Source organism: Streptomyces sp. D2-8 (assembly GCF_023184515.1).
Taxonomy (GTDB): Bacteria; Actinomycetota; Actinomycetes; order Streptomycetales; family Streptomycetaceae; genus Streptomyces.
This window is the reverse complement of sequence record NZ_JAAHBP010000003.1, coordinates 776,250-800,631: the sequence shown is the minus strand read 5'-3', so window position 1 is coordinate 800,631 and position 24,382 is coordinate 776,250. Positions and strand designations below refer to the sequence as shown.

18 protein-coding genes and 2 pseudogenes are annotated in these 24,382 nt (G+C 73.1%); 15 read left to right on the top strand and 5 right to left on the bottom strand.

Annotation, left to right across the window (positions count from 1 at the left end):
- The first annotated feature begins 39 nt into the window (after positions 1-39).
- Positions 40-1,842: an ABC transporter ATP-binding protein gene (locus tag G3I77_RS10000; RefSeq protein WP_248502283.1), complete on the top strand. Its 1,803-nt coding sequence runs from the start codon at positions 40-42 to the stop codon at positions 1,840-1,842.
- A gap of 46 nt (positions 1,843-1,888) precedes the next feature.
- A pseudogene (locus G3I77_RS40860) lies at positions 1,889-3,421 on the top strand (ATP-binding cassette domain-containing protein); the annotation flags it as partial.
- A 291-nt stretch (positions 3,422-3,712) separates the two neighbouring features.
- Here the strand turns inward: G3I77_RS40860 and G3I77_RS09990 are convergent.
- Positions 3,713-4,321: a response regulator transcription factor gene (locus G3I77_RS09990; protein WP_248502282.1), complete on the bottom strand. Its 609-nt coding sequence runs from the start codon at positions 4,319-4,321 to the stop codon at positions 3,713-3,715.
- Positions 4,322-4,638: 317 nt separating this feature from the next.
- On the opposite strand from G3I77_RS09990, the gene G3I77_RS09985 reads away from it, so the two are divergent.
- Positions 4,639-6,795 carry a SpoIIE family protein phosphatase gene (locus G3I77_RS09985; RefSeq protein ID WP_248502641.1) on the top strand — a complete coding sequence of 719 codons (2,157 nt, stop codon included), beginning with the start codon at positions 4,639-4,641 and terminating at the stop codon, positions 6,793-6,795.
- Positions 6,796-6,909: 114 nt separating this feature from the next.
- Here G3I77_RS09985 and G3I77_RS09980 read toward each other — a convergent pair whose 3' ends face one another.
- The gene (locus G3I77_RS09980) at positions 6,910-8,277 is read right to left on the bottom strand and encodes a S1 family peptidase (RefSeq protein WP_248502280.1); all 1,368 of its coding nucleotides are present in this window, start codon (positions 8,275-8,277) and stop codon (positions 6,910-6,912) included.
- 742 nt (positions 8,278-9,019) lie between these two features.
- Between G3I77_RS09980 and G3I77_RS09975 the strand changes: the two genes are divergently transcribed.
- The 4 genes from G3I77_RS09975 (at position 9,020) to G3I77_RS09960 (ending at position 15,186) form a co-directional block, all read left to right on the top strand.
- A complete protein-coding gene (locus G3I77_RS09975; protein WP_248502278.1) occupies positions 9,020-9,235 on the top strand; it encodes a type A2 lantipeptide in 216 nt (71 codons plus the stop codon).
- Positions 9,236-9,330: 95 nt separating this feature from the next.
- Positions 9,331-10,137 carry an HlyD family efflux transporter periplasmic adaptor subunit gene (locus G3I77_RS09970; RefSeq protein ID WP_248502276.1) on the top strand — a complete coding sequence of 269 codons (807 nt, stop codon included), beginning with the start codon at positions 9,331-9,333 and terminating at the stop codon, positions 10,135-10,137.
- Positions 10,134-12,359 carry an NHLP family bacteriocin export ABC transporter peptidase/permease/ATPase subunit gene (locus G3I77_RS09965; RefSeq protein WP_248502275.1) on the top strand — a complete coding sequence of 742 codons (2,226 nt, stop codon included), beginning with the start codon at positions 10,134-10,136 and terminating at the stop codon, positions 12,357-12,359. Before G3I77_RS09970 ends, G3I77_RS09965 begins: the two co-directional genes overlap by 4 nt.
- Position 12,360: 1 nt before the next feature.
- Positions 12,361-15,186 (top strand): NHLP bacteriocin export ABC transporter permease/ATPase subunit, encoded by a 2,826-nt coding sequence (locus tag G3I77_RS09960; protein ID WP_248502273.1) that lies wholly within the window; start codon positions 12,361-12,363, stop codon positions 15,184-15,186.
- 52 nt (positions 15,187-15,238) lie between these two features.
- Here the strand turns inward: G3I77_RS09960 and G3I77_RS40855 are convergent.
- A pseudogene (locus G3I77_RS40855) lies at positions 15,239-15,487 on the bottom strand (MFS transporter); the annotation flags it as partial.
- A 213-nt stretch (positions 15,488-15,700) separates the two neighbouring features.
- Between G3I77_RS40855 and G3I77_RS09950 the strand changes: the two are divergent.
- Genes G3I77_RS09950 through G3I77_RS09930 form a run of 5 tightly spaced genes read left to right on the top strand, consistent with a single transcriptional unit; the run spans position 15,701 to position 18,880 of the window.
- Entirely contained in the window at positions 15,701-16,708 is a 1,008-nt protein-coding gene (locus G3I77_RS09950) for a Ppx/GppA family phosphatase (RefSeq protein WP_248502271.1), read from the top strand.
- A 48-nt stretch (positions 16,709-16,756) separates the two neighbouring features.
- Positions 16,757-16,957 carry a hypothetical protein gene (locus G3I77_RS09945; RefSeq protein WP_248502270.1) on the top strand — a complete coding sequence of 67 codons (201 nt, stop codon included), beginning with the start codon at positions 16,757-16,759 and terminating at the stop codon, positions 16,955-16,957.
- Between the two features lie 50 nt (positions 16,958-17,007).
- Positions 17,008-18,015, top strand: coding sequence for an iron-containing redox enzyme family protein (locus tag G3I77_RS09940; RefSeq protein WP_248502268.1), 1,008 nt, complete (start codon positions 17,008-17,010; stop codon positions 18,013-18,015).
- Positions 18,016-18,036: 21 nt separating this feature from the next.
- A complete protein-coding gene (locus G3I77_RS09935) occupies positions 18,037-18,693 on the top strand; it encodes a HemK2/MTQ2 family protein methyltransferase (protein WP_248502266.1) in 657 nt (218 codons plus the stop codon).
- Positions 18,674-18,880, top strand: coding sequence for a CDGSH iron-sulfur domain-containing protein (locus G3I77_RS09930; protein WP_248502264.1), 207 nt, complete (start codon positions 18,674-18,676; stop codon positions 18,878-18,880). Before G3I77_RS09935 ends, G3I77_RS09930 begins: the two co-directional genes overlap by 20 nt.
- Before the next feature lie 165 nt (positions 18,881-19,045).
- Here the strand turns inward: G3I77_RS09930 and G3I77_RS09925 are convergent, their stop codons facing one another.
- Positions 19,046-19,480: a protease inhibitor gene (locus G3I77_RS09925; protein WP_248502263.1), complete on the bottom strand. Its 435-nt coding sequence runs from the start codon at positions 19,478-19,480 to the stop codon at positions 19,046-19,048.
- Positions 19,481-19,806: 326 nt separating this feature from the next.
- Between G3I77_RS09925 and G3I77_RS09920 the strand changes: the two genes are divergently transcribed.
- The 3 genes from G3I77_RS09920 (at position 19,807) to G3I77_RS09910 (ending at position 22,431) form a co-directional block, all read left to right on the top strand.
- The gene (locus G3I77_RS09920; protein WP_248502261.1) at positions 19,807-20,388 is read left to right on the top strand and encodes a hypothetical protein; all 582 of its coding nucleotides are present in this window, start codon (positions 19,807-19,809) and stop codon (positions 20,386-20,388) included.
- 94 nt (positions 20,389-20,482) lie between these two features.
- Positions 20,483-21,181: an alpha/beta fold hydrolase gene (locus tag G3I77_RS09915; RefSeq protein WP_248502259.1), complete on the top strand. Its 699-nt coding sequence runs from the start codon at positions 20,483-20,485 to the stop codon at positions 21,179-21,181.
- An 80-nt stretch (positions 21,182-21,261) separates the two neighbouring features.
- Positions 21,262-22,431 carry a lactate 2-monooxygenase gene (locus tag G3I77_RS09910; protein WP_248502257.1) on the top strand — a complete coding sequence of 390 codons (1,170 nt, stop codon included), beginning with the start codon at positions 21,262-21,264 and terminating at the stop codon, positions 22,429-22,431.
- A gap of 58 nt (positions 22,432-22,489) precedes the next feature.
- On the opposite strand, the gene G3I77_RS09905 is transcribed toward G3I77_RS09910, so the two are convergent.
- Entirely contained in the window at positions 22,490-24,100 is a 1,611-nt protein-coding gene (locus G3I77_RS09905) for an RICIN domain-containing protein (protein ID WP_248502255.1), read from the bottom strand.
- Positions 24,101-24,382 lie beyond the last annotated feature (282 nt).

Here is a 24,382-nt window from a genome sequence, read left to right as displayed (position 1 = left end):
GGGCCGCCCGGGGCCCTTCCCGCCCCAGGAAAGGCCCGTATGACCTCGCGCGCCGACGACGACCCGGCGGCCGGACACGCGCGCACGCTGCTGCGCGCGGCCACCCGGTACAGCGGGACCCGCTGTGTGGCGCTCTGCCTGGTGAGTATCGCCGCGACGGGTGCCGGACTGCTGCTGCCGGCCGCGCTGGGCCGGGCCCTCGATCTTCTGCTGGCGCAGGCCCCGGCGACCCGCTGGGTGCTCTACTGCGCCGGCCTCGTGACTCTGCTGGCTCTGCTCGACGCCGTCCAGACCGTCCTGATCGGCACCGTCGACGCCCGTTCCACCGCGTGGCTGCGCCGCCGGCTCACCGGGCACGTCCTCGGCGTCGGCCCGCGGGCCGCCGACCGCTTCGGCTCCGGTGACCTCGTCGCGCGCCTGGTGGGCAACGCCGCCGAGGCGGGAACCACTCCGGCGGCCCGTGCGGCCCTGCTGGCCGCCCTCGCCGGTCCCGTCGGCGGGGTGGTCGCACTGGGGCTGATCGACTGGTGGCTCGCTGCGGTGTTCCTCGCCGGAGCCCCTGTGCTGGCGCTTCTCCTGCGCGCCGTCTCCCGTGACACCTCCGAGAGCGCGTCGCGCTACCAGCGGGCCCAGGGCCGGATCGCGGCCGCGCTGGCGGAGGCCGTCGAGGGGGTCCGCACGGTCCGGGCGGCCGGCACGGAGGGCCGGGAGACCGCCCGGGTGCTGCGGCCGCTGCCCGATCTGTCCCGGGCCGGGCACCGCATGTGGCGGGTGCAGGGGCGGGCCGCCGCCCGGGCGGTCGCCGTGGCCCCGCTGCTGCAACTCGGAGTCGTCGCCGTGGCCGGGGTCCTGCTCACCCGGGGCCGGCTCTCGGTGGGCGAGGTGCTCGCGGCCTCCCGGTACGCGGTGCTCGCGACGGGCGTCGGCGTGCTGGTCGGCCGACTCGCGGGCCTGGCCCGGGCCCGGGCCGCGGCCCGTCGCCTCGGCGAGCTCGAGACCGAGCCCGCCACCACGTTCGGCGCCCGCCGGCTGCCCGACGGCCCCGGGCGGCTGGAGCTGCGCGGGGTGACGGCCCGGCGCGGCGGACGCACCGTGCTCGACGGGGTGGACCTCGACGTGCCGGGCGGCACGACCCTGGCCGTGGTCGGCCGGTCCGGAGCGGGCAAGTCGCTGCTGGCCGCACTCGCCGGACGGCTGACCGACCCGGACGCGGGCGAGGTGCTCCTCGACGGTGTGCCGCTGCGCGAGCTGCCGCACGACGACCTGCGCGGCGCCGTCGGGTACGCCTTCGCCCGCCCCGCCCTCCTCGGCGGCACGGTCGAGCAGGCGATCGGCCTCGGTCTGCCGTCCCCCTCCCCCGGCCTGATCCGCGAGGCGGCCCGCACGGCCCTCGCGGACGACTTCGTCCGCCGTCTCCCCGGCGGATACGGCACGGCCGTCGCCGACGCCCCGCGCTCCGGCGGCGAGTCCCAACGGCTGGGCCTCGCCCGGGCGTTCGCGCACGACGGGCGTCTGCTGATCCTCGACGACGCCCTCTCCAGCCTCGACACGGTGACGGAACGCCGCATCACCGACGCCCTCTTCGGCGACGGCCCGGGCACCACCCGGCTCCTGGTCGCCCACCGCGGCGCGACGGCCGCCTGCGCCGATGCCGTGGCGTGGCTGGACGGGGGGCGGGTGCGGGCGGTGGGACGGCACGAGGAGCTGTGGCGGCTCGCGGAGTACCGGGCGGTGTTCGGGGACGGGTCGGACGCCGCCGACGCGGATGCGGACGACAGCGGCTCGCGGCAGGTCCCGGACGCCCGGGACGGCGGAGGCGGGGAGAAGGACGTGACAGCATGAGCGGCCCCATGCGTGCGGGCGCGGCTGCCGGTGACGGGGCACGTCCATGACCGCCCGGCTCCGGACGCGCGGACGGCTCCGGCGGGACGCGCACACGAAGGCCGACGCCCCGGCACCCGGGGATCGGTCCGCCTCCGCCCACCTCCCCAGCCGGGGCCTGCGCTTCCTGCTGGCCCGCCGGCGGGTCCTGCTGCGGCTCACCGCCTGGTCCGTGCTGGAGACCGGGCAGACCTTCCTCATCGGGTACGGGCCCGCCCGTGCCCTGGACGAGGGGTTTCTGCGCGGGCGTGCGGACGTCGGACTGGTCTGGCTGGCGGTGACCGGGCTCGGTGTCCTGCTCGGCGCGTTCGGGACCGCCCGCGTCTACGCCGCCGTGGCCGCGCTGGTCGAACCGCTCCGGGACCGGCTCGTGGAACAGGTGGTCTCGCGCGGGGTGCGGACCGGTGACGCGGGTTCCCTGTCCGGGCTCACCCAGCAGGTGGAGATCGCCCGGGACACCTTCGCCGGACTGGTCATGGTCTCCCGGTCCTTCGTGTTCACCACCGCCGGTGCCCTGGCGGGCCTCTTCACGCTCGCCCCGCCGCTGCTGCTGGTCGTGGGACCGCCCCTGGCCGTCGGCATGGCGCTGTTCGCCGCGACACTGCGGCCGCTCGCCCGGCGGCAGGAGACGTTCCTCGTGGCCGACGAGGCCCTCGCCGGTGACCTCGGCGCCGTCGGCCCGGGCCTGCGGGACATCACGGCGACCGGCGCGGAGGCGCACATCGCCGCCGGCACCGGGGAACGGATCGACGCGGAACTGCGGGCGGCCCGCGCCCTGGCCCACTGGGGCGTGCTGCGCGTGGTGTCCCTGACGATCGGCGGCCAGCTGCCCATCGTGCTGCTACTCGCCGCCGCCCCCTGGCTCCTGGCCCACGACGTCACCACCGGCGCCCTGGTCGGCGCCCTCGCCTATGTGACCCAGTCCCTGCTCCCGGCCCTCCGCAACCTGATCCACGGCCTGGGCACGAGCGGCTCCCGCCTGACGGTGGTGCTCCGCAGACTGGCCAGGACGGATGCCGGCACCGCCCGTCCGGACAGCGGACCCGGCGCTGCGGGCGCCACCGCGAACGCCGACCCCGGCGCGGCACTCCCCCCACCCTCGGGGAGCCCGCCCGCCCTCTCCCTGACCTCCGTCACCTTCGCCTACGGTCCGGCCGGCACCCCGGTCGTCCAGGACCTCGACCTCGCCCTCCCGCCCGGCGCGCACCTGGCCGTCGTGGGCCCCAGCGGCACCGGCAAGTCCACGCTCACCGCGCTCGTGGCAGGGCTGCTCACACCCTCACGCGGCACCATCCAGGTCGCCGGACACCCCGTACCCGGCCCGGAGGCCGCGGCCGCACGGGTGCTCATCCCGCAGGAGGCGTACGTGTTCGGCGGCACCCTGGCCGAGAACCTCGCCTATCTGCGACCGGACCCGGTGCCCGAGGAGGAGCTGCTGGCCGCGGCCGAGGCGGTCGGCCTCACCCCGCTGGCCGACCGGCTCGGAGGGCTCGGCGCCCGGGTCGATCCGTCGGCGCTGTCGGCCGGCGAACGGCAGTTGGTCGCGCTGACCCGGGCCTATCTCTCGCACGCCCCGCTCGCCCTGCTGGACGAGGCGACCTGCCATCTGGACGCCGAGACGGAGGAGCGCGCGGAGCGGGCGTTCGCCGCGCGGCCGGGCGGGACCCTGGTGGTCGTGGCCCACCGCATCAGCTCGGCCCGCCGCGCCGGCCGCGTCCTGGTGATGGACGGCCGGACCACGGCGTACGGCAGCCACGAGGAGCTGATGCGGTCCTCCGCGCTGTACCGGGACCTCGTCGGGAGCTGGGCTCCCGCGCCGGTCCGGCGGGGGTCAGAGCCAGCCCTGGCCCTGCGAGATGCGTATGGCGTCGATGCGGTTGCGGGCCCCGGTCTTGCGGGTGATGGCCGCCATGTAGTTGCGCACCGTCCCGTGGGACAGGTGCAGGCTCCCGGCGATCTCCGCGATGGAGGCCCCCTCGGCCGCGAGCGATAACACGCTCAGTTCTCTTCGGGTCAGCGGCATCTCGGCCGCCTTGAGGAATCCGAAGCCCAGCGAGTCGTTGACGAAACGTTCCCCCTCGGCGACGCGACGGATTCCGCGCAGCAGGTTCTGCGGGGATCCCTCCTTGTCGACGTAGCCGAGCGCCCCCGCCTCGGCCGCCCGCTTCAGCAGGCCCGGCCGGTTCGCGGTGGCGAGCACGAGTAATCGGGGGCGCACGCGATCCGGCCCCGGCCGGCCCAGGTCGCCCAGCGGGGGGATGCCGTAGGAGTCCGCGCACTCCAGGTCCGCCGCGCACACGTCCGGCCGTACCGACCGCACCAGGCCCGGCGCACCGCGCCACGACGTGTCGTGCACCGCCAGGTCCGCCTCCTGCCGCAGCCATTCCGCCAGCACCGACCGCACCAGACACTCGTCGTGGACCAGAAGCACCCGGATCACTGCCACCCCCTCCGCTCGCCGTACGCCCCCTCGTCGTATTGAGCGCGTGCCCCATTGTTCGCGACCGTGACCCTGCGTGGGCGCGAAGAACCGGCCATCAGGAGGCGTGGGGGCGCACGCCCAGCGCCCGTACGCCCGGCCACGCCTCGACTACAGGGGCATGGGTCGGGGCGGTCGGGGTACGGGGCCGCACCCGGCGGGGCCAGAGCGCGTGTGACCGACGGTAACCGCGGCCGTCCCGGAACCGCTCGTCGTGCGGGACTGGCCGTCAGGGGGGAGATTTGTTCCTGGACCCGGTCGCGCGGCCGTGCGAGGAGGTGGTCGGCGTGTCCGACGGGCAGTCGTCCGCGCAGGCGCCGGCAGCAGCCAGGACGCCGGTCGGCCGTCCCCTGCTCTCCCTGGCACTGGCCTCGATGATGGACGAGGTGCACGCCCACTCCGGCGCGGTGTACCTGATGGCACCGGATCAGCCGGTGCTGGAGATGGCGGTGATGGCCGGTCTGCCCCGGGCGTTCGCGGCGCCCTGGGAGCGGGTGGGTCTGAGCTCGCCGATCCCGGTCTCCGACGCGGCGCGCGAGCGGCGGCTGGTGTGGGTCGGCGGCGAGGAGCAGATGGCCCGCCACTATCCGCGGATCGCCGTGGTGCTGCCCTACCCGTTCGCCCTGGCCGCGGTGCCGATCGCCACCGAGTCGACCGTCTATGGCGCGGTCTTCGTGACCTGGCCGGGCGCGCATCCGGCGGAGATGTCCGATCACGAGCGCGATCATCTGACCGCGGCCTGCGACCGGCTTGCGGTCCGGCTCGAGCGGGCCGCCGAGCACAGCATCCCGCCGCACCCCGAGACCGATCTGCTCGCCTCGCCCCTGGTGGGCGGCATGGCCGGCACGCTCGGCACGGTCGAGGCGGCCCGGATGGTGAGCCGGCTGCCGTACGGGCTGGTCTCGCTGGACCTGCACGGACGCATCGGCTTCGTCAACGCGGCGGCGGCCGAGCTGCTGAACGTCCCGGTCAGCCGGCTACTCGGCACCCAGCTGTGGGCCTCGGTGCCGTGGCTCAACGACCCGGTGTACGAGGACCGTTACCGGGCCGCACTGCTGAGCCAGCACGTCACCTCGTTCGTGGCGCTGCGCCCGCCCGGTGAATGGCAGTCGTTCCGGCTGTACCCGAGCACGACGGGCCTGAGCGTCCGCATCACCCGGTCCAGGGCCGTGTCCCGGATGAACCGGACCGCGCCGGCGCCCGCCGGGACGCCGTCCCGCCTGGTCACCATCTCGCAGGTGCTGGACCTGGCCGGCGCGCTCACCGAGGCGGTCGGGGTGCAGGACGTGGTGCAGCTGGTCGCGGACGAGATCGCCCCGGCCGTGGGCAGCCAGGCCCTGGTCGTGCTGGGCTCGCGGGCGAACCGGCTGCAGGTGCTCGGGCATCGCGGATACCCGGACCCGCACGTGGTGGAGCGGTTCGACGGGATGCCCCTGACCGAGTCGACACCCGGCACCCAGGTGCTGCGGACGGGCGTGCCCGCGTTCTTCGAGTCGCAGGAGGAGCTGGAGCGCCTGTACCCGGTGCGGCTCGCGACCCCCGACGGGTTCGCGGCCTGGGCCTATCTCCCCCTGATCGCCCAGGGCCGCCCGGTGGGGACGTGCGTGCTCTCCTACGCCGAGCCGCACCCGTTCCCGACGGAGGAGCGGGCGGTGATGACCAGCATGGCCGGGCTGATCGCCCAGGCGCTGGAGCGGGCACTGCTCTACGACGCCAAGCACCGGCTCGCGCACGGCCTGCAGGAGGCGCTGCTGCCGCACTCCCTGCCGTCGCTGCCCGGCATCGAGGCGGTCGGCCGCTATGTGCCGGCCACTCAGGGCATGGACATCGGCGGCGACTTCTACGACCTGGTCGGCTCCCAGGGGATGGCGGCGGCGGTGATCGGGGACGTGCAGGGCCACAACGTGACGGCGGCCGGGCTGATGGGGCAGGTCCGCACCGCGGTGCGCGCGTACACGACCGTGGGGCAGGCGCCCGAGGAGGTCATGCGCAGCACCAACCGGCTGCTGCTCGACCTGGGCTCCGACCTGTTCGCCAGCTGCCTCTACCTGCGGCTCGACCCCGAGCACGGGCGGGCCGTGATGTCCCGGGCGGGGCATCCCCCGCCGCTGCTGAGACGGCCGGACGGCAAGGTGCGCGTCCTCGACCTGGCGGGCGGCCCGCTGCTGGGCATCGACGCCTCGGCGGTGTACCCGACGACGGAGGTCGCCCTGCCCCCGGGTTCGCTGCTCGTCCTCTACACCGACGGGCTGGTCGAATCCCCCGGCACGGACTTCGAGGAGGCCCTCGCGGATCTGGGCCGGCGGCTGGGTCACGCCGGGGACCAGCCGCTGGACGAACTCGCCGACAGCCTCATCCGCCAGAAGCCCCCTCACATGGACGGGGAGGAACGGCTCGACGACATCGCCCTGTTGCTGATCAGGGCCCTCGGTTAGGGCCGGGGGCGCCGGCGGCCGGACAGGAACGCCGGAATGCCGGCCCGGTTCCGCCAGGAAGGGGGCGGAACCGGGCCGGCTGCGTCGGACCGGCTGCCGACGGCTTCGAAGGGGTCAGCGGGACTCGGTCAGACCGGAGTTGTCCTCGACGCCCTGACCCGCGTCCTGACCGGCACCGGCTCCGGCACCCGCTTCCTCGCCTCCGGCCTGCTCACCGGCACCGGCCTCCTCGCCGGCTCCGGCCTCTTCGCCGGCACCGGCTTCCTGGCCGGCACCCGCGCCGCCCTCTTCACCGGCACCGGCTTCCTCACCGGCGCCCGCACCGGCCTCGTCACCGGCACCGGCACCGCCGCCCGCGGCACCGCCCGCGCCGAGGGTCGCGCCGACCGCCTCCAGAGCGGTGGTCACCGGCTGGAAGAACGTCTCGCCGCCGACCGTGCAGTCGCCGCTGCCGCCGGAGGTCAGGCCGATGGCCAGACCGTCCTGGGTGAACAGCGAGCCGCCGCTGTCGCCGGGCTCGGCGCAGACGTTGGTCTGGATGAGGCCGGTGACGGTGCCCTCCGGGTAGTTCACCGTGGCGTCCAGGCCGAGGACCTGGCCGTCGGCGAGCCCGGTGGTGCTGCCCATCCGGAAGACCTCCTGGCCGACGGTCGCCTCCGCGGCCTCGGTGATCGGCACGGTCTGGTCGCCGGTGTTGACATCGCTGGGCGCCTCGGTCGCCGGGTCGTCGTACTTCACGAGTGCGAAGTCGCCGTTGCCCGGGAACGTGGACTGGTCGACGGTGGCGATCGGCTGGCCGCCCTGGGTGTCCGACCACTCGTTGCCGCCGAGGGTGCAGTGACCGGCCGTCAGGAAGGCCGGCGAGCCGTCGCCCGCGGTGACGTTGAAGCCGAGGGAGCAGCGCGAGCCGCCCGCGAAGATGGCGTCGCCGCCGGAGACGAACGGCTTGAAGGTCCCGGAGGACTTCTTGATGGTGGCCATGCCGGAGCCGAGCTCCTGCACGGTGGATTCCAGTCTGTCCCACTTGGCGCCGGTCACGGTGCTGTCCGCCGTCACCAGGAGCTTGTTGGTGCGCGGGTCGATCGACCAGGAGGTGCCCGCGATGGTCGCCTCGGACTTCAGCGTCGACGCCCCGTCCTGGAGCTCCGACCAGCTGTTCTCGACCTCGCGGACCTTCGCGCCGGCCGCCTTCGCCTGCACGATCACGTTGTTGTTGTCGCCCGGCACGACGTTGACGACGAGCTGCTGGCTGTCGCCGTCGTAGTAGGAGCCGCCGAACGCCTCACCGAGGAGCCCGGAGAGCTGCGAGGCGAGATCCGAGGCGTCGCCCGCCTTCAGGGTCTTCGGCGCGGCCGCCGCGTCGCCGGACGAACCGTCCTGCGAGGCGTTGGCGTTGGGGAGCAGGATCGCGGCCGCGCCGAGCGCCACCACGCCGCCCGCCGCTATCGCGGCCTTGCGCTTCGGAATTCGCTTGTGACTCAAACTTCTCTCCTCCTGGGGGGACGGAGCCTGTGCCGCCGTCCGGCAGCTTGGGGGGCGCCTGGATGGCTGTTGGTACGCACGGGCCGCCTGGGGCGTTCAATTCCGATTGCAAGTGATCCCTTCGCATCGCGGAATCAGCCAACTCCCGCCGCCCGCGCACCGACCGCGCGGTCCGCGACTCCCCTGTTCGCATGGGCCGGTCGAGAAGGGCGGGCCCGGTCGGCCCGCGGAGAGCCATGGCCGGATGACGGCCCTTCAGTTACGGGTGCCGCTCCGGCATGGCGGAACGGAACGCTCCGTATCCGGTCGGGAACGATCTGTCGCAATCACGGAGTGGAATCCCGGCTTCAGTGAATCTGCACATCGAATGCTCAACCCGGTCACCGAAATGAGGGTTATCCACACCCCGGCCGCGTCGGTCACGTCTTTAAGGCGGGAGTGCCGGATTCGCCGCGCCCGGAGCAAGGACCCGGATGCGCCGATGCGGTGCCGCATGTGAAGAACTCGCCGCCAAGCGGTGCGCAGACCTGCACGGATCGGTGCTGCTGGTGCGCAAGTTGCCTGGTGAGGAGGGTGGTTGATTGGAAGCGCGGAGCCGCAGCGTGCTTTGATCCATCGCACCGCGGGGGCCGCTCAGGGCACTCGGAAACGAATGCCCGGTGCCCGCGGTCGCGGCCGTCATCTGTCCCCAGAGGGGGCCGCTCCCCCCTTGTGAGATATCCATACGAAGGGAAGTTCCATCATGAACTCCACCCCCCAGGTTGAGACCGTCGAGATCGCTGACGCCCAGCTCGACGCCATCTCCGGCGGCCTGTCCGTGAACGCCGTGAACACCGTCACCGACACCGTTGACGGCATTGCCCCGGTCTCCGGCCTGGTCGACACCGCCGTCGGCACCGTCGAGGGCGTCACCGGCCTCAACACGGCCCCGGTCTCCGGCCTGGTCTCCGGCCTCTGATCGAGCCCCTGTGCCGTTGATTCCCGGAACCGCAGCCGGCGGTTCCGGGTTCTTCGGGTTCCGTACGCACCTCTTCCACGGGTGAGGGAAGTTCATTGCAGTTCCGCCAACAGGCCCTCGCCAAGCTCCAGTCACCGGAGGAACTCGATCTGCCGGTGCGCTTCGCCCGCCCGCAGGGCTGGCTCGTACTCTCGGTGACGGTGGTCGCGATGGCCGCAGCCTCGGTGTGGGCGGTGACCGGCTCGGTGACCTCCACCGTCAGCGCACCCGCCATCATCACGCACGGGCAGGGCAGTTACCTCCTCCAGAGCCCCGTCGCGGGCCAGGTCACGGCGGTGCTCGCCAAGCAGGGACAGCGCGTACCCGCGGGCTCCCCCGTACTCAAGGTCCGTACGGCCGAAGGCGAAACGGTCGTCCGCACCCTCGACGCGGGCCGTGTCTCCGCGCTCGCCGCGACCGTCGGGCAGATCATCCAGACCGGCGCGAACGTCGCCGCCGTCGAGAAGGTCACCCACACCAAGGACCCGCTCTACGCCACCGTGTACGTCCCCGCCGAGAACGCCGCCTCGATCCCCGACGACGCCGCCGTGGACCTGACGGTGCAGTCGGTGCCGACGCAGGAGTACGGCGTGCTGCGCGGCCATGTGAAGTCGGTGGACCGCTCGGCCCAGTCCTCGCAGCAGATCGCCGCGTTCCTCGGGGACAGCCAGCTGGGCGAGCAGTTCACGAAGAAGGGCAGGCCGGTGGCCGTGACGGTCCGGCTGGACAAGTCCTCCGCCACGAAGAGCGGCTACGAGTGGTCGTCCGCGGACGGGCCGCCGTACAAGCTGACCTCCATGACGCTGGCCTCCGGTTCGATCCGGCTGGCCGACCAGCGCCCCGTCGACTGGCTGCTGCCATGAGCGCGACCGCGCAGGAGCCCCGGAGCAGGCGACGCGCCGCCCCGCCGAAACGCAAGGTTCCCAAGGCCCGGGCGAAGACCGTGCGCACCCCCACCGTGCTCCAGATGGAGGCCGTCGAGTGCGGCGCCGCCTCCCTGGCGATGGTGCTCGGCCACTACGGCAAGCACGTCCCGCTCGAAGAGCTGCGCATCGCCTGCGGCGTCTCCCGGGACGGCTCGCGCGCCAGCAACCTCCTGAAGGCGGCCCGCTCTTACGGCCTGACGGCCAAGGGCATGCAGATGGACCTGGCCGCCCTCGCCGAGGTGAAGTCGCCGGCCGTCCTGTTCTGGGAGTTCAACCACTACGTCGTCTACGACGGCATGGGCCGGCGCTTCGGCCGGCGCGGCGTCTACATCAACGACCCCGGCAAGGGCCGCCGGTTCGTCCCCATGGAGGACTTCGACGGCAGCTTCACCGGTGTCGTACTGGTGATGGAGCCCGGCGAGGACTTCGCCCGGGGCGGCCGCAAGCCGGGCGTCCTGGGCGCGATGCCCGCCCGGCTGCGCGGCACGGCGGGCACCATGCCGGCCGCGGTGCTGGCGAGTCTGCTGCTGGTGGCGGTCGGGGCGGCGGTACCCGCGCTGAGCCGGACCTACATCGACGAGTTCCTGATCGGCAACCAGACCTCGCTGCTCGGCGTGCTGTTCACGTCGATGGCGGCGTGCGTGCTGCTCACGGTCGTGCTGACCTGGCTCCAGCAGGCCAACCTGCTGCACGGCCGCATCATCTCCTCGACCCTGTCCAGCGCCCGCTTCCTGCGGCATCTGCTGCGGCTGCCGGTGACGTTCTTCTCCCAGCGCAGCCCGGCCGACCTGGTGCAGCGTCTGCAGTCCAACGACGCGGTGTCCGAGACCCTGTCCCGCGACCTCGCGGCGGCGGGCGTGGACGCGATCGTGGTCGTCCTGTACGCGGTACTGCTGTACAGCTACGACCCGCAGCTGACGTTCGTCGGCATCGGCGTGGCCCTGCTGAACATCGTGGCCATGCGGGTCGTCATCCGGCTGCGGGCGACGCGCACGGCGAAGCTGCGCGCGGACACGGCCCGGCTCACCAACACGGCGTACTCGGGCCTTCAGCTGATCGAGACCATGAAGGCGACCGGCGGCGAGGACGGCTACTTCCGCAAGTGGGCCGGACAGCACGCCACCACCCTGGAGGAGCAGCAGCGGCTCGGCGTGCCGAGCGCCTGGCTCGGCGTGGTCGCGCCGACGCTCGCCACCCTCAACAGCGCGCTGATCCTGTGGATCGGCGGCATGCGGGCGGTCGAGGGGCACATCTCGGTCGGTCTGCTGGTCGCCTTCCAGGCCCTGGTCACCCGCTTCACGGCCCCGCTGACCCGGCTGAACGGCGTCGCGGGCCGCATCCAGGACTTCGCGGCGGACGTGGCCCGGCTGAAGGACGTGGAGAACTTCAAGGCCGACCCGCTCTACGGCCGTCCCGGCGCAGGCGAGTCCACGCGTCGCCTCCAGGGCCATGTCGAGCTGGAGAACATCACGTTCGGCTACAGCCCGCTCGACAAGCCCCTGCTCACCGGCTTCGATCTGACGGTCGGACCCGGACAGCAGGTCGCGCTGGTCGGCGGTTCGGGCAGCGGCAAGTCCACGGTGTCCCGGATGATCTCCGGCCTGTACGCGCCGTGGGAGGGCGTGATCCGCATCGACGGGCAGCGCATCGAGGACATCCCGCGAGGGGCACTGGCCGCCTCGGTCTCCTTCGTCGATCAGGACGTCTTCCTCTTCGAAGGGACGGTCCGCGACAACGTGGCGCTGTGGGACCCGTCGATCCCCGACGACGCGGTGGAGGACGCCTTGCGCGACGCCGCCCTGTACGACGTGATCACGCGCCGGCCGGGCGGCATCCACAGCAAGGTGGAGCAGGACGGCCGCAACTTCTCCGGCGGCCAGCGCCAGCGCCTGGAGATCGCGCGGGCGCTGGTGCGCCGGCCGAGCATCCTGGTGCTCGACGAGGTGACGAGCGCGCTGGACGCGGAGACCGAGCAGGTCGTGATGGACAACCTGCGCCGGCGCGGCTGCGCCTGCGTGGTGATCGCGCACCGGCTGAGCACGGTGCGCGACAGCGACGAGATCGTCGTCCTGCAGCACGGCACGATCGTGGAGCGGGGACGGCACGAGGACCTGGTGGCCCGCGGCGGCGCGTACGCGGCACTGGTCAGGGAGCGGTGAGATGACGGCCGTTCACGAAGGGCACGACGGCGACCTCGTGCTGGGCGCCTTCGGGCAGATGGGCTCGCGCATCGACTGCGCCGGGTTCAACCGTCTCGACCTCGAAGGCCCGCAGGTGCTGTGGCTGGTCGCGTCCGGCGCCGTGGATCTGTTCGCGGTCGACGCCGGGCAGCAGGGCCACTGGCACCATCTCGGCCGGCTGGAGGCGGGCTCGCTGGTGCTCGGCCCGGTGCCGGGGCCGCAGCACACCTTGGTGGCCCGCCCGCTGCGGGACTGCGTGGTGCACCGCATCGCCCTGCGCGAGCTGTACCAGCCCGCCAACACCGCGACCTGGTCGTACGACGAGTACGGCAACCCGCAGTACGTACCGCCCACGACGAGTCCGCTGGAGTACGCGCTCGCCCTCGGGGTCGGCCGCAGCCTGTCGATCCTGTTCCAGGCGCCGATGGCCACCGAGCGGGCCGCGGCGCCCACGGACGACGACGTGTTCTGGATGCAGGTACCGCCGGGCAGCGTGCAGTACGGCTCGTTGTACGGCGCGGAGGCCGCGGCCGACCTGCTGATGGACCCGGGGCTGTGGCAGTCCATGGTCGACCAGCAGTACCGGCTGCTGACCACCCTGGACCGCTGGATCGAGCAGCTGGAGCACACCCACGAGACCCGTACGGCCGAGGGCATCAAGGCCGGTGAGGCGGTGCGCGCCCAGGCCGACCAGACGCTGCTCGCCTCCATCGGCAAGCGCTCCTCGCAGCGCACGACCGCGGCCGACGCGGACGCGACGTACGCGGCCTGCAAGCTGGTCGGGCAGGCGGCCGGGATCCGGATCACCGAGCCGACCCAGAAGGGCATCGGCGGGGACCGTCTCGACCCGGTCGAGCAGGTCGCCCTGGCCTCGCGGGTCCGTACCCGGGCCGTACGGCTCGACGGCCGCTGGTGGCGGGACAACGCGGGGCCGCTGGTCGGCCGGCGGGCCCTGTCGGGCGCGCCGGTGGCGTTGCTGTGGCGGCGCGGCGGCTATGTCGCGGTGCATCCGTCGACCGGCCGCGAGACGCCGATCGAGAAGGCGAACGCCGACGAGTTCGAGCCGCGCGCGGTGATGTTCTACCGTCCGCTGCCGGAGCGGGGGCTCAGCCCGCTGAGGCTGTTGCGGTTCTGTATGCAGGGCATGCGCGGCGATCTGACGGGCCTGTTGCTCAGCGGTCTGGTCACGGTGGCGATCGGCGCCCTGGTGCCGGTCGCGACCGGCAAGGTGCTGGGCGAGTTCGTGCCGAAGGCGCAGACGGACCTGATCGTGCGGGTGTGTCTCGCGGTGATGCTGAGCAGTGTGGTGGCCGCGGCCTTCATGCTGCTGCAGAACCTGACCATCCTGCGGCTGGAGGGCCGGATCGAGGCCACGCTCCAGCCGGCGGTGTGGGACCGGCTGCTGAGACTGCCGACGAAGTTCTTCACCGAGCGCTCCACGGGCGAACTGGCCAGTGCGGCCATGGGCATCAGCTCGATCCGCAGGCTGCTGGCGGGAGTCGGCCCGACGGTGGCCCAGTCGGTGACGGTGGGCGCGATGAACCTGGGGCTGCTGCTGTGGTTCAGCGTGCCGATGGCGATGGCCGCGATCGGCATGCTCGTCGTCATCGCGGCGGTGTTCCTGGGGCTCGGGCTGTGGCAGGTGCGCTGGCAGCGGCGGCTGGTGGTGCTCTCCAACAAGCTGAACAACCAGGCGTTCCAGACGCTGCGCGGCCTGCCCAAGCTGCGGGTGGCCGCCGCCGAGAACTACGCGTACGCCGCGTGGGCGTCGGAGTTCGCGCGCAGCCGTGAGCTCCAGCAGAAGGTCGGCCGCATCAAGAACCTCACGACGGTGCTGGGCGCGGTGTATCTGCCGCTGTGCACCCTGCTGATGTTCATGCTGCTGGCCGGTCCGGCCCGGGGCTCGATGTCGGCGGCGGCGTTCCTCACCTTCAACACCTCGGTGACGATGCTGCTGACCGCCGTCACCCAGCTGACCGGCTCGTTCGTCTCGGCGGTGGCCGCGCTGCCGCTGTTCGAGGAGATCAAGCCGGTGCTGGACGCGACACCCGAGGTGCGCACGGCGAGCACCCGGCCGGGTCCGCTGACCGGGGCGATCGAGGCGCGGCGGGTGTCCTTCCGCTACTCGGACGACGGTCCGCTGGTCCTGGACGACGTGTCGTTCGAGGTGCGGCCGGGCGAGTTCGTCGCGGTCGTCGGCCCGAGCGGCTGCGGAAAGTCGACACTGCTGCGGCTGCTGATCGGCTTCGACCGGCCCGGGTCGGGCAGCGTGCTGTACGACGGGCAGGACCTGGCGGCCCTCGACCAGTCGGCGGTGCGCCGCCAGTGCGGGGTGGTGCTCCAGCACGCGCAGCCGTTCACCGGCTCGATCCTGGACGTCATCTGCGGCACCGAGCCGTACACGCCGGAAGAGGCGATGGCGGCGGCCGAGATGGCCGGTCTCGCCGAGGACATCAAGCGGATGCCGATGGGGCTGCACACCATCGTCGCGGGCAGCGGGGCCGTCTCCGGCGGCCAGCGCCAGCGGCTGATGATCGCCCAGGCGCTGATCCGCCGGCCGCGCATCCTCTTCTTCGACGAGGCGACCAGCGCGCTCGACAACGAGACGCAGCGCACGGTCATCGAGAGCACCAAGGCCCTCAACGCCACCCGGATCGTCATCGCGCACCGGCTGTCGACCGTGATGGACGCCGACCGGGTCGTGGTGATGGAGGACGGCAAGGTCATCCAGCAGGGCTCGCCGGCGCAGTTGCTCGCCGACACGAACGGGCGGCTGCACGAGCTGGTCCGCCGCCAGATGGCGTGACGTAGGGCACTTCCCCACCGCCCCAGCGAAACGTTGCCGTTTCGCTGGGACCGTTCAGCAGCGAGAGCGCGGTCGGCGCGAGCAGCGCGCCGAAGACGCCCTGAAGGGCCCGGGCGACGACCAGCATCTCGAAGCCGTTCGCCGCGCCGCCGAGCGCGGAGGCGGCGGCGAACCCAACGATGCCGACGACGAAGGCCGGCTTGCGGCCGAACAGGTCGGCTGTCCGGCCGCCGAGCAGCAGCAGGGAGGCGAACGCCAGCGCGTACGCGGTGACGATCCACTGCCGGTTGCCGTCGGAGAAGCGCCGCGGGTGCGCTGATCACCCTGGTCCTGCACCGGCACGGGGTGCCGGAGCTGGACGCGGAGGCGCCGCCGGTCGTGCACATGTGACCGCCGGGAGGTGCCGGGGCCGTCGTGCGCGGGGACACGGCGGCCCCGCCGGCCGGTGGCGCGTCCTCGCCGGTGCGGAGCGTGCGGCCTGTTGGCCCGCCCCGTAAGTGGGTACCCACCGGCCATGCGAATCAGCGTGGTGGATGTGGGATCGAACACGGTCAGACTTGTGGTCGCGGACGCGGCGGACGGGGTGCCGCTGCCCGTGCACACCGCCAAATGGCGACTCAGGCTGTCCGAGCAGGTCACACCGGGGGGACCCATCCCGGAGCAGGCCGTGGGACAACTCGTCGACGCGGTGGCCGGGGCGAGCCGGACCGCCACCCGGTGGGGTGCGGCCGGCCCGCTGGCGTTCGCGACCGCCGTGGTGCGCAACGCGCCGAACCGGCACGAGGTGCTGCGCACCGTCCGCGCCCGTACGGGCGTCGACCTGTGCACCCTGCCGGGCGAGGTCGAGGCCGAACTGACGTTTCTCGGGGCCCGGCGCTGGATGGGCTGGCGCTCGGGGCCGCTCGCCCTGCTCGACATCGGCGGCGGCACGCTCGAAGTCGCCTTCGGGCGCGGCCGGTTACCCGACTTCGTGGCGTCGCTGCCGCTGGGCGCGCGGCGGCTGACGCACGAGTTCTTCGAGGACGAGGACCCGCCGTCGCCCGAGCGGGTGCGGGCGCTGCGCCGCAAGGTCCGCCATCAGCTGCGGGACGTCGCGGCGCGGATCCGCTGGGAGGGCCCGCGCACCGCGGTCGCCACCTCCCGCACCTTCCAGCAGCTGGGGCGGCTGTGCGGCGCGGCGCCCGGACGCCACGGCCCCTTCGTGGACCGGCAGATGCACCGCTCCGAGCTGCGGGAGGCGATCACGCGGCTGGCCGCCCTGCCCGCCGCCGAACGCGCGCACCTGCCCGGCATCTCCGCACCGCGCGCCGCACAGAGCCTGGCGGGAGCGGTGGTCGGGCACACCGCGCTGAAGCTCACCGGCATCAAGGCGGTCACGGTATGCCCCTGGGCGATCCGCGAGGGCGTGCTGCTGCGCCATATCGAGGACGGCCCCTCCTGGTGGGCGGAGGTCACCCGCCGCAGCGAGGAGGCCGCCCCTCCCGACCCGGTGCCGCTGCGCATCGCCGCAGCCACCACCTGAACGCCCACGCCCGTGACCGGGCGTACCGAACACAGGAAGGAGACCTCCGTGTCCCAGCACAAGGACCACGACCGGGACGAGGACCAGCACGGCGAGCCGCCCCAGACGGCGCTCGAGGAGGTGCTGCGGGAAGTCGAGGACGCCGAGAACCGCACCCGGGACTCCGCCGGGGAGCGCCGCCACCGGGGCGAGGCCGGGGATGCCGTCACCCCCAACCCGCGCGCGCAGGAGGAGTCCGAGGGGGACTGACCCGGCCCCGCCACGGGTGACCTCGGTCGCCTGGCGGGTACCCGGCGCGCATGGAGCACGAAGGACCACGACTGCCCACCCCGCGCGGCCCGCTGAGCAGGGGCGTCGACGCGTATCTGCGGGGTGCGGGCCGCCTGCCCCGCCTCGAGGAGGCCGTCCGTGCCGAGGTGTACGGCGACGACCTCCAGCTCGCCCTGTACCTGTGCTACGAGCTGCACTACCGCGGCTTCGCGGACGTCTCCCCGGAGCGCGAGTGGGACCCGGACCTGCTGCGCGTCCGCGCGGCCATGGAGCACCGCTTCCTGTCCGCGCTGCGCACCGACGCACACGTCCACGACAGCGTGGACGAGGCACTGGCCGGCCTGCTGGTCGAGCCGGTCGAGGGCACCGGCGTCAGTCACTTCCTGCGTGCCGAGGGCGAGCTGTGGCAGGTGCGCGAGTACGCGGCCCAGCGCTCCCTGTACCACCTCAAGGAGGCGGACCCGCACGCCTGGGTGCTGCCGCGGCTGTGGGGCCGGGCGAAGGCCGCGATGGCGGCGGTGGAGTTCGACGAGTGGGGCGGCGGCCGCGCCGACCGCGTGCACGCCTCCCTGTTCGCCGGCCTGATGACGGACCTGGGCCTGGACACCACATACGGCCGCTACCTCGCCGCGGCGTCCGCCGAGGCCCTGGCCACGGTGAACATGATGTCCCTCTTCGGGCTGCACCGGGCCCTCCGGGGCGCCCTGGTCGGCCACTTCGCGACGGTCGAGATCACCTCGTCACCGAGCTCGCTGAGGCTCGCCGAGGCGATGCGCCGCACGGGCGCCGGGCCCGCCGCCGAGCACTTCTACGACGAGCACGTCGAGGCCGACGCGGTCCACGAGCAGGTGGTGCGTCACGACGTCATCGGCGGGCTGCTGGAGCAGGAGCCGCATCTCGCCCCGGACGTGGCCTTCGGCATCGACGCCACCGAGTTCGTCGAGGAACGCTTCGGCGCCCGGCTGCTCACCGACTGGCGTGCATCACGTTCGTCACTGTATGCACCCCTCGCCCGGGAAGAAGCTCATATCTCCTGATTGCCGGGGTACTCGGCGTCCGTGACTGCACTGGTACCCCCGGGCGTGTACGCCCCGCAGGAAGACACCGAGCTGCTGGCCGGCGCCCTGGCCGACGAGCCGCTGCCCCCGGGTGCGAGAGTCCTCGACGTGGGCACCGGCAGCGGCGCCCTGGCCCTGGAGGCCGCGCGCCGGGGCAGCCGCGTGACCGCGGTGGACGTGTCCTGGAGTGCCGTGTGGGCCGCACGGCTCAACGCCCGGCTGGCGGGGCTCCCGGTCCGCATCCGGCACGGGAATCTCTTCGAACCCGTGCGCGAAGTAACGTTCGATCTGATCCTGGCGAATCCGCCGTACGTGCCGGCGCCGGAGGGTCATCGCAGGCCGCCGCGAGGCGCGGCCCGGGCCTGGGACGCGGGCGGTGACGGGCGGCTGGTCGTCGACCGGATCTGCCGGGAGGCGCCCGGCCTGCTGCGGCCGGGCGGGGTGCTGCTGCTCGTGCAGTCGGCGCTCAGCGGCCCGGACCTCACCGTCGGCCACTTGCGCGCGTCCGGCCTGAAGGCCGCGGTGACCCGCCGGCGCCGGATCGCGCTCGGGCCGGTGCTGCGCGGCCGGGAACGCTGGCTGCGGGAGCGGGGGCTGCTGCCCGCCGCCGATGACGAGGAAGAGTTGGTGGTCGTCCGTGCCGAACTCCCCGTCTGACCGGTCCGCGACGCCGCGCCGCGTCACCGTCCAGCGCAAGGGCCCGCTGCTGCTGGAGGGCCCGGTGGAGGTGGAGCTGGAGGACGGCTCCGTCGTCACCTCGGACCGCTTCCGCGTGGCCCTGTGCACCTGCCGCCGCAGCCGCCGCTACCCGTGGTGCGACACGAGCCACCGCGACCGGGCGTGAGGCCCCGGGCGCAGAAAACGCCCAGGGGCCGACGGGCGGCCCCACTCCGCCCGCCGGCCCCCTTGCGCGAGATCGCGACTCCCCGTGACAACGGCCCGGCTCCCCAGCCACGGCCCGCTGCGCTTCACGGATTCAGCGCGATCCCGGTCTGTGGGCTCGGCCCTCTCAGAAGGAGAAGACGCCCGTTCCGTAGGCGTTCTTCATGCAGTCGTTGGAGAAGGTGCGCTCGTAGGAGACGCGCTTGCCCTGCCAGACACCGTCGACGGTGACGACCACGGGGTCGTACTGCTTCGTGCACATCACGCCCTCCCTCGCGGTCAGGGCGTCGAAGTCGCCGCCGACGCCGCGCAGTTCCGCGCAGGCGGAGCCCGCCGCCGGGTGCGTACCGGCGGGCGTCGGGGCACAGGTCAGGGTGACCGCGCGTTCGGGAGTCGCTGTGATCGCGCTCTCGCCATGGCCCACCGTGAGGACGAGGGCCGACGGGGCGTAGAGCGCGGTGGGGGCCTGACCCGGGGTGGCGAGCGCGGCCCCGGAGAGGGGTCCGCAGACGGCGGTGGCCGTCAGGCCGAGGGTCATGGCCCAGCGCGCGGTGGTCCGCATTGTGTGCATCCTTCCGCATCGATTACAGGGTGTGCCGGCCCGTGCTCGGTCGGTGCCCGGAGCGGCGAGCGCGAGTCTGCCGAGTCCGCCGCGGAAACACACATCGACCCCACGGATTTCAGTAACATTGCGTGTTGAATCAGTGGCGTGAAGTTACGGAATCTGCACGGGTGAAGCCCGTAACTGCGCGGTTTCCGGGGTCACGAAGCGGCCAGATGGCTGATTTCCGTGCGCTCGTTAATAGGCCTGAAACATTCCGATTCTGCTCTCGGCCGACTGCCCGGCGACCCCTTGTGTTCATGAATCGGCCGAGTAATCGTCATTACATGATTACTTCAGAGCAGAGAGAGAAGCTCCGCGGCTGGTTCGCCGGCCGCCTGCCCGACGACCTCTTCGAGGAGCTGACCGAGATCACGGTCGACCGCGAGGAGATCACCGTGATCGGCCGCATCCCCGCACCCCGGCTGGCCGAGGACTCCCCGGCCACCGAACGGGAGGCGGCCCTGGAGAGCCGGGTACAGGAGTTCCGGGAGCGCACCCGCGAGGACCGGATGGCGGTGGCCCGGGAGGCCGAGCACCGGTTCCGCCGGAAGGTGTCCTGGGGTGTGGAGTGCGGCGGGCAGCGGACGCTCTTCACCCACGTGGCCGCGCCGGTCATGACGCGGCTGCGCCAGCCGGAGCGCCAGGTCCTCGACACCCTGATCGCCGGCGGCGTCGCCCGCAGCCGCAGCGACGCGCTGGCCTGGTGCGTGCGCCTGGTCCAGCGTCATACGGACGACTGGCTCGCGGAGTTGCGCGATTCGCTCGAACACGTGCAGCGCGTCAGGGCCCAGGGTCCGGACGCCGAACCGGACGCCACACCGCGCGCGGACGACACGCACGACGACGACACGAAGGACCAGGAGTGACCACGGACGCCGCAGCGGCTGTACCCGAACCCCGGACGGCCTGCGGGCCCGGCACGGCAGGGACGTTGTCGGACCCTTCGGCTACGTTGCCCGCATGACCGACTTCGTACTGGTGGCAGGGACATGGCTCGGGGCGTGGGCATGGGACGAGGTGGCCGCTGAGCTGCGCGGCGCCGGGCATGACGCGCATGCGCTGACGCTGTCGGGCCTCGCCGAGCGGCGGAGCACCCAGCCCGCCGGTCAGCAGACGCACGTCGGGGACATCGTCGAGGAGGTGGAGCGCCTCGATCTGCGGGACGTCGTCCTGGTCGGGCACAGCTACGCGGGCATCCCGGTGGGGCAGGCCGCCGAGCGGATCGGCGACCGGCTGCGGCGCGTGGTGTTCGTCGACGCCAACGTGCCGGTGGACGGGGAGTCGTTCCTGTCGGGCTGGCCCAGCGACCACGTACGGCAGGCGATCGACGGCCATGCCGGGTACTGGCCGCCGCTCGGCCCCGAGGACTACGCGGGGCAGGGGCTGACGGACGAGCAGATCGCCCGGATCGTGGGCGGCTCGGCCCCGCACCCCGGTGTCACGCTCACCGAGCCGGCGGTCCTCGCCCGTCCCCTCGGCGAGCTCCCGGCGACGTATGTGAAGTGTCTTCTCGACGGGGACGAGCCGATGCCGGCGGTGGCCGCGGTCCTCGGGAGCGACAGCTGGGAGCTGGTGGAGCTGGACACCGGGCACTGGCCGATGTTCTCGCAGCCGCGCGCACTGGCCCGGGTGCTGCACGCGGCCGTGGCCCGCCCCTGATCCGGCGGCGCGCATACCGCTCGGTATCGTCGGCCGCACGGCACGGTCTCGACGAGGAGACGACGAGAGGCGGGCGTACGGTGGGCAAGCACTGGGCGGACTTCCAGTACGAGATCTATCTGAACGGGATGACGGGTGCCGTACCGCGGCTGCCCACGGATCTGACCCGGCTGGAGGAGCTCACCGAGCAGCGGCTCGGGCCCGGCCCGGTGGGCTATGTGGCGGGCAGCGCGGGCAACGGCAGTACGGCCCGCGCCAATCGGGCGGCTCTGGAGCGCCGCCGGATCGTGCCGCGCATGCTGCGGGACGTGCACGAGCGGGATCTGTCGGTCGAGGTGCTGGGCCGTGCCCTGCCGGCTCCCCTCGCCCTGGCTCCGGTCGGCGTGCTGTCGATCATGCACCCGGACGCCGAGTCCGCCGCGGCCCGGGCCGCCGCCGCGCAGGGCGTGCCGTACATCCTGTCGTCCGCGTCCAGCACGCCGATGGAGCAGGTCGCCGAGGCGATGGGCGACGCCGAGCGCTGGTTCCAGCTGTACTGGCCGAAGGACCCGGAGGTGGCCCGCAGTTTCCTGACCCGGGCGAAGGCGGCCGGGTTCACCGCGCTGGTCGTCACCCTGGACACTCCGCTGCTGGCGTGGCGGCCGCGCGATCTCGACCAGGCGTACCTGCCGTTCCTGCACGGTGTCGGCACGGCCAACTACTTCTCGGACCCGGCCTTCCAGGCAGGTCTGGCCAAGCCGGTGCACGAGGATCCGAACGCGGCCGTGACGCACTTCGTCGGCATGTTCTCCGATCCGGCCAAGAGCTGGCCGGACCTGGCGTTCCTGCGGGAGAACTGGGACGGCCCGATCGTCCTCAAGGGCGTCCTGCACCCGGACGACGCGCGCCTGGCCGCCGACGCCGGCGTGGACGGCGTGGTCGTCTCCAACCATGGCGGGCGCCAGGTGGCGGGCTCCGTGGCGGCGGCCGACGCTCTCCCGCGCGTGGCGGAGGCCGTGGGCGACCGGCTCACCGTCCTCTTCGACAGCGGCGTCCGCACCGGTGACGACATCTTCAAGGCGCTCGCCCTCGGCGCCCGCGCGGTCCTGGTCGGCCGCCCGTACGTCTACGGCCTCGGCCTCGACGGCTGGGCCGGCGTCGAACACGTCATCCGCTGCCTGCTCGCCGAACTCGACCTCACGCTCGCCCTCTCGGGGCATGCGACACCGCGCACGATCGGCCCGGCCGACCTCGTCGAGGATCCGGCCTGAGCGGGGGCTGCGCGGCGCGTCCGGCGCGCAGCCCCCGCTCAGGTCCCCGGGCCCGTCGTCACGCAGTGCGGCCGTCGGTCAGTGCCACCCGGCGGGCCGCCGGGTCGTCCTGCTCCTCGATCGACAGGGAGCCCGCCGCCGTCGGCAGGGGCTCCGGCTGCCAGCGCTGGGCGTCGGAGGAGCGGTCGCGGACCTTGACGACGATGTCGGCGTCCGGGGCGTCGTCGGCCGGGGCGAGGGCGAGCTGCTCGTCCCAGCGGGGCAGCAGCTCCCCCTGCACGGTGAGGTCGTAGCGCACGTCGTCGCTCCGCTCGGCATCCTCGTCGGCGCAGGTGCCGAGGACGACGACACCGGCGTCCTTGTGGGAGTCCAGACACAGCCCGGGATCGGCGACGCTGCGCAGGAGCCCGTCGTCCTCGTACGTCCACTGCTGGGTCCACACCGTCGCGCACTCCGCCAGCTTCGTGCCCGAGCCCTCCTTCGGCAGGTCCCGGATGTCGAGGCACAGGTCGGCACCCGCGTTGCGCAGCCGCGTCACGCCCTGGGCCGCGGGAAGCCCGGCGGTGCCGGGCGGCGTCACCGACGCGGAGCCGGTGCCGCCGGCGGCACCGGTGGAGCCGGCCGGGTCGGCCTCCCCGCCGTCGTAGGACGACACGTTGATGATGAGCACCGTCGCCAGCACCCCGGCCGACACCGCGCCGACGCCGGAGAGCAGCGTCCGCGAGGAGCGCGGCGCCCCCGGAACCCGGCGGGCGGGCACGGGAAGCCGGGACAGCAGCCCGTGCCGCCCCCGCCGCCCGCCGCCGCGCCGGCCCGCGCGGGTGCCGTGCGACGCCCGTCCCGGGCGCGAGTCGAGGTAGCGGCGAGCACCCCAGCCGAGCACCGCCTCGGCGATCAACGGACCCAGCGGGCCCTCGAAATGGCTCAGTTGTTCCGCCGCGTTCCGGCAGTAGCGGCACTCGTCCAGATGCTGCTGGACGTCCGGCAGCAGTGCGCCGCCCCGGCGGATCGGGACGTCGAGGAGACGGTTGTAGAACCGGCAATCCTGGGTCGGGGCGAGTTCGCGATGGGCATGAACACAGCCTTCACGGAATGTGTCCCGCGCCTGTTCGAGGGCCGCCGACGCGATGTCGGTGTCCATGCCGAGCAGACCGGCCGGGACGCTTAAAGGATCTGCCTCGACCTCGACATGCCAGAGCAAACACCGCAAGGCCGCGGGAAGTGCCTGGAATGCCCGCTCCGCGAGGGTGCGATTTTCGGGCGTCATGGACGTCGCCGCGCGCAGGCCGCGCCCTCCGGCCGGTTTCTGCAACGCGGGCAGAACGGCTGATATTCGATCGTCACCGGACCACTCGCGGATCGTGTCGCGCACGGTCACCAGTAGGGCCGGGCGCAGCGCGACGGCGGACTCGCCGAAGGCGAGGCGGTTGAGGGTCCGGTGGAAGGCGGTCCCGGTCACCATCGCGGCGACCTGCGCCGACGAGGCGAGACAGATGACCGCGTACTCGTGCACCGGCTGGTAGTGCCGCGCCATCAGCAGCGCGACGGAATGGGCGGCGACCTCGCCCTCCGGGCTGCCTCTCAGCGGGGCGGCGAGTGATTCATCGGATTCCCCGGGATCCCCGCCGGGCGGGGGATACGGGGGGCGAGGGGGGTGGGGGGTGGGCACTGAGATGGTTCCTTCCCACGCATGTGGCACACAGAAGTCCTGCCGCCGAAAAGGAGGCCCGGTGGGTGCGTACCTTTTGGCGGGGCGCGGGAGGTGCGAATTCACCGACGGCGAATCGGACGCGGTCCACAAATCACGTGCGACACCCGGCCATTCCCCCCGCACGCGCGTTTCACTCTTGCACAACCCCCACACGGCCAACAAGGCGCCCGGACAACATGCCCGCCATTGACAAGAAGTCAGAAACGGGGAACGGATGCGCGCAGGTCGCACTCGTTTTCG

What these genes read in the sequence shown, in the direction of transcription:
- G3I77_RS09950 (WP_248502271.1), top strand. Translation starts at nt 15,701, where the DNA reads ATGCGAATCAGCGTGGTGGATGTGGGATCGAACACGGTCAGACTTGTG.
- G3I77_RS09920 (WP_248502261.1), top strand. Translation starts at nt 19,807, where the DNA reads ATGATTACTTCAGAGCAGAGAGAGAAGCTCCGCGGCTGGTTCGCCGGC.
- G3I77_RS09925 (WP_248502263.1), bottom strand. Translation starts at nt 19,480, where the DNA reads ATGCGGACCACCGCGCGCTGGGCCATGACCCTCGGCCTGACGGCCACC.
- G3I77_RS09975 (WP_248502278.1), top strand. Translation starts at nt 9,020, where the DNA reads ATGAACTCCACCCCCCAGGTTGAGACCGTCGAGATCGCTGACGCCCAG.
- G3I77_RS09960 (WP_248502273.1), top strand. Translation starts at nt 12,361, where the DNA reads ATGACGGCCGTTCACGAAGGGCACGACGGCGACCTCGTGCTGGGCGCC.
- G3I77_RS09940 (WP_248502268.1), top strand. Translation starts at nt 17,008, where the DNA reads ATGGAGCACGAAGGACCACGACTGCCCACCCCGCGCGGCCCGCTGAGC.
- G3I77_RS09965 (WP_248502275.1), top strand. Translation starts at nt 10,134, where the DNA reads ATGAGCGCGACCGCGCAGGAGCCCCGGAGCAGGCGACGCGCCGCCCCG.
- G3I77_RS10000 (WP_248502283.1), top strand. Translation starts at nt 40, where the DNA reads ATGACCTCGCGCGCCGACGACGACCCGGCGGCCGGACACGCGCGCACG.
- G3I77_RS09915 (WP_248502259.1), top strand. Translation starts at nt 20,483, where the DNA reads ATGACCGACTTCGTACTGGTGGCAGGGACATGGCTCGGGGCGTGGGCA.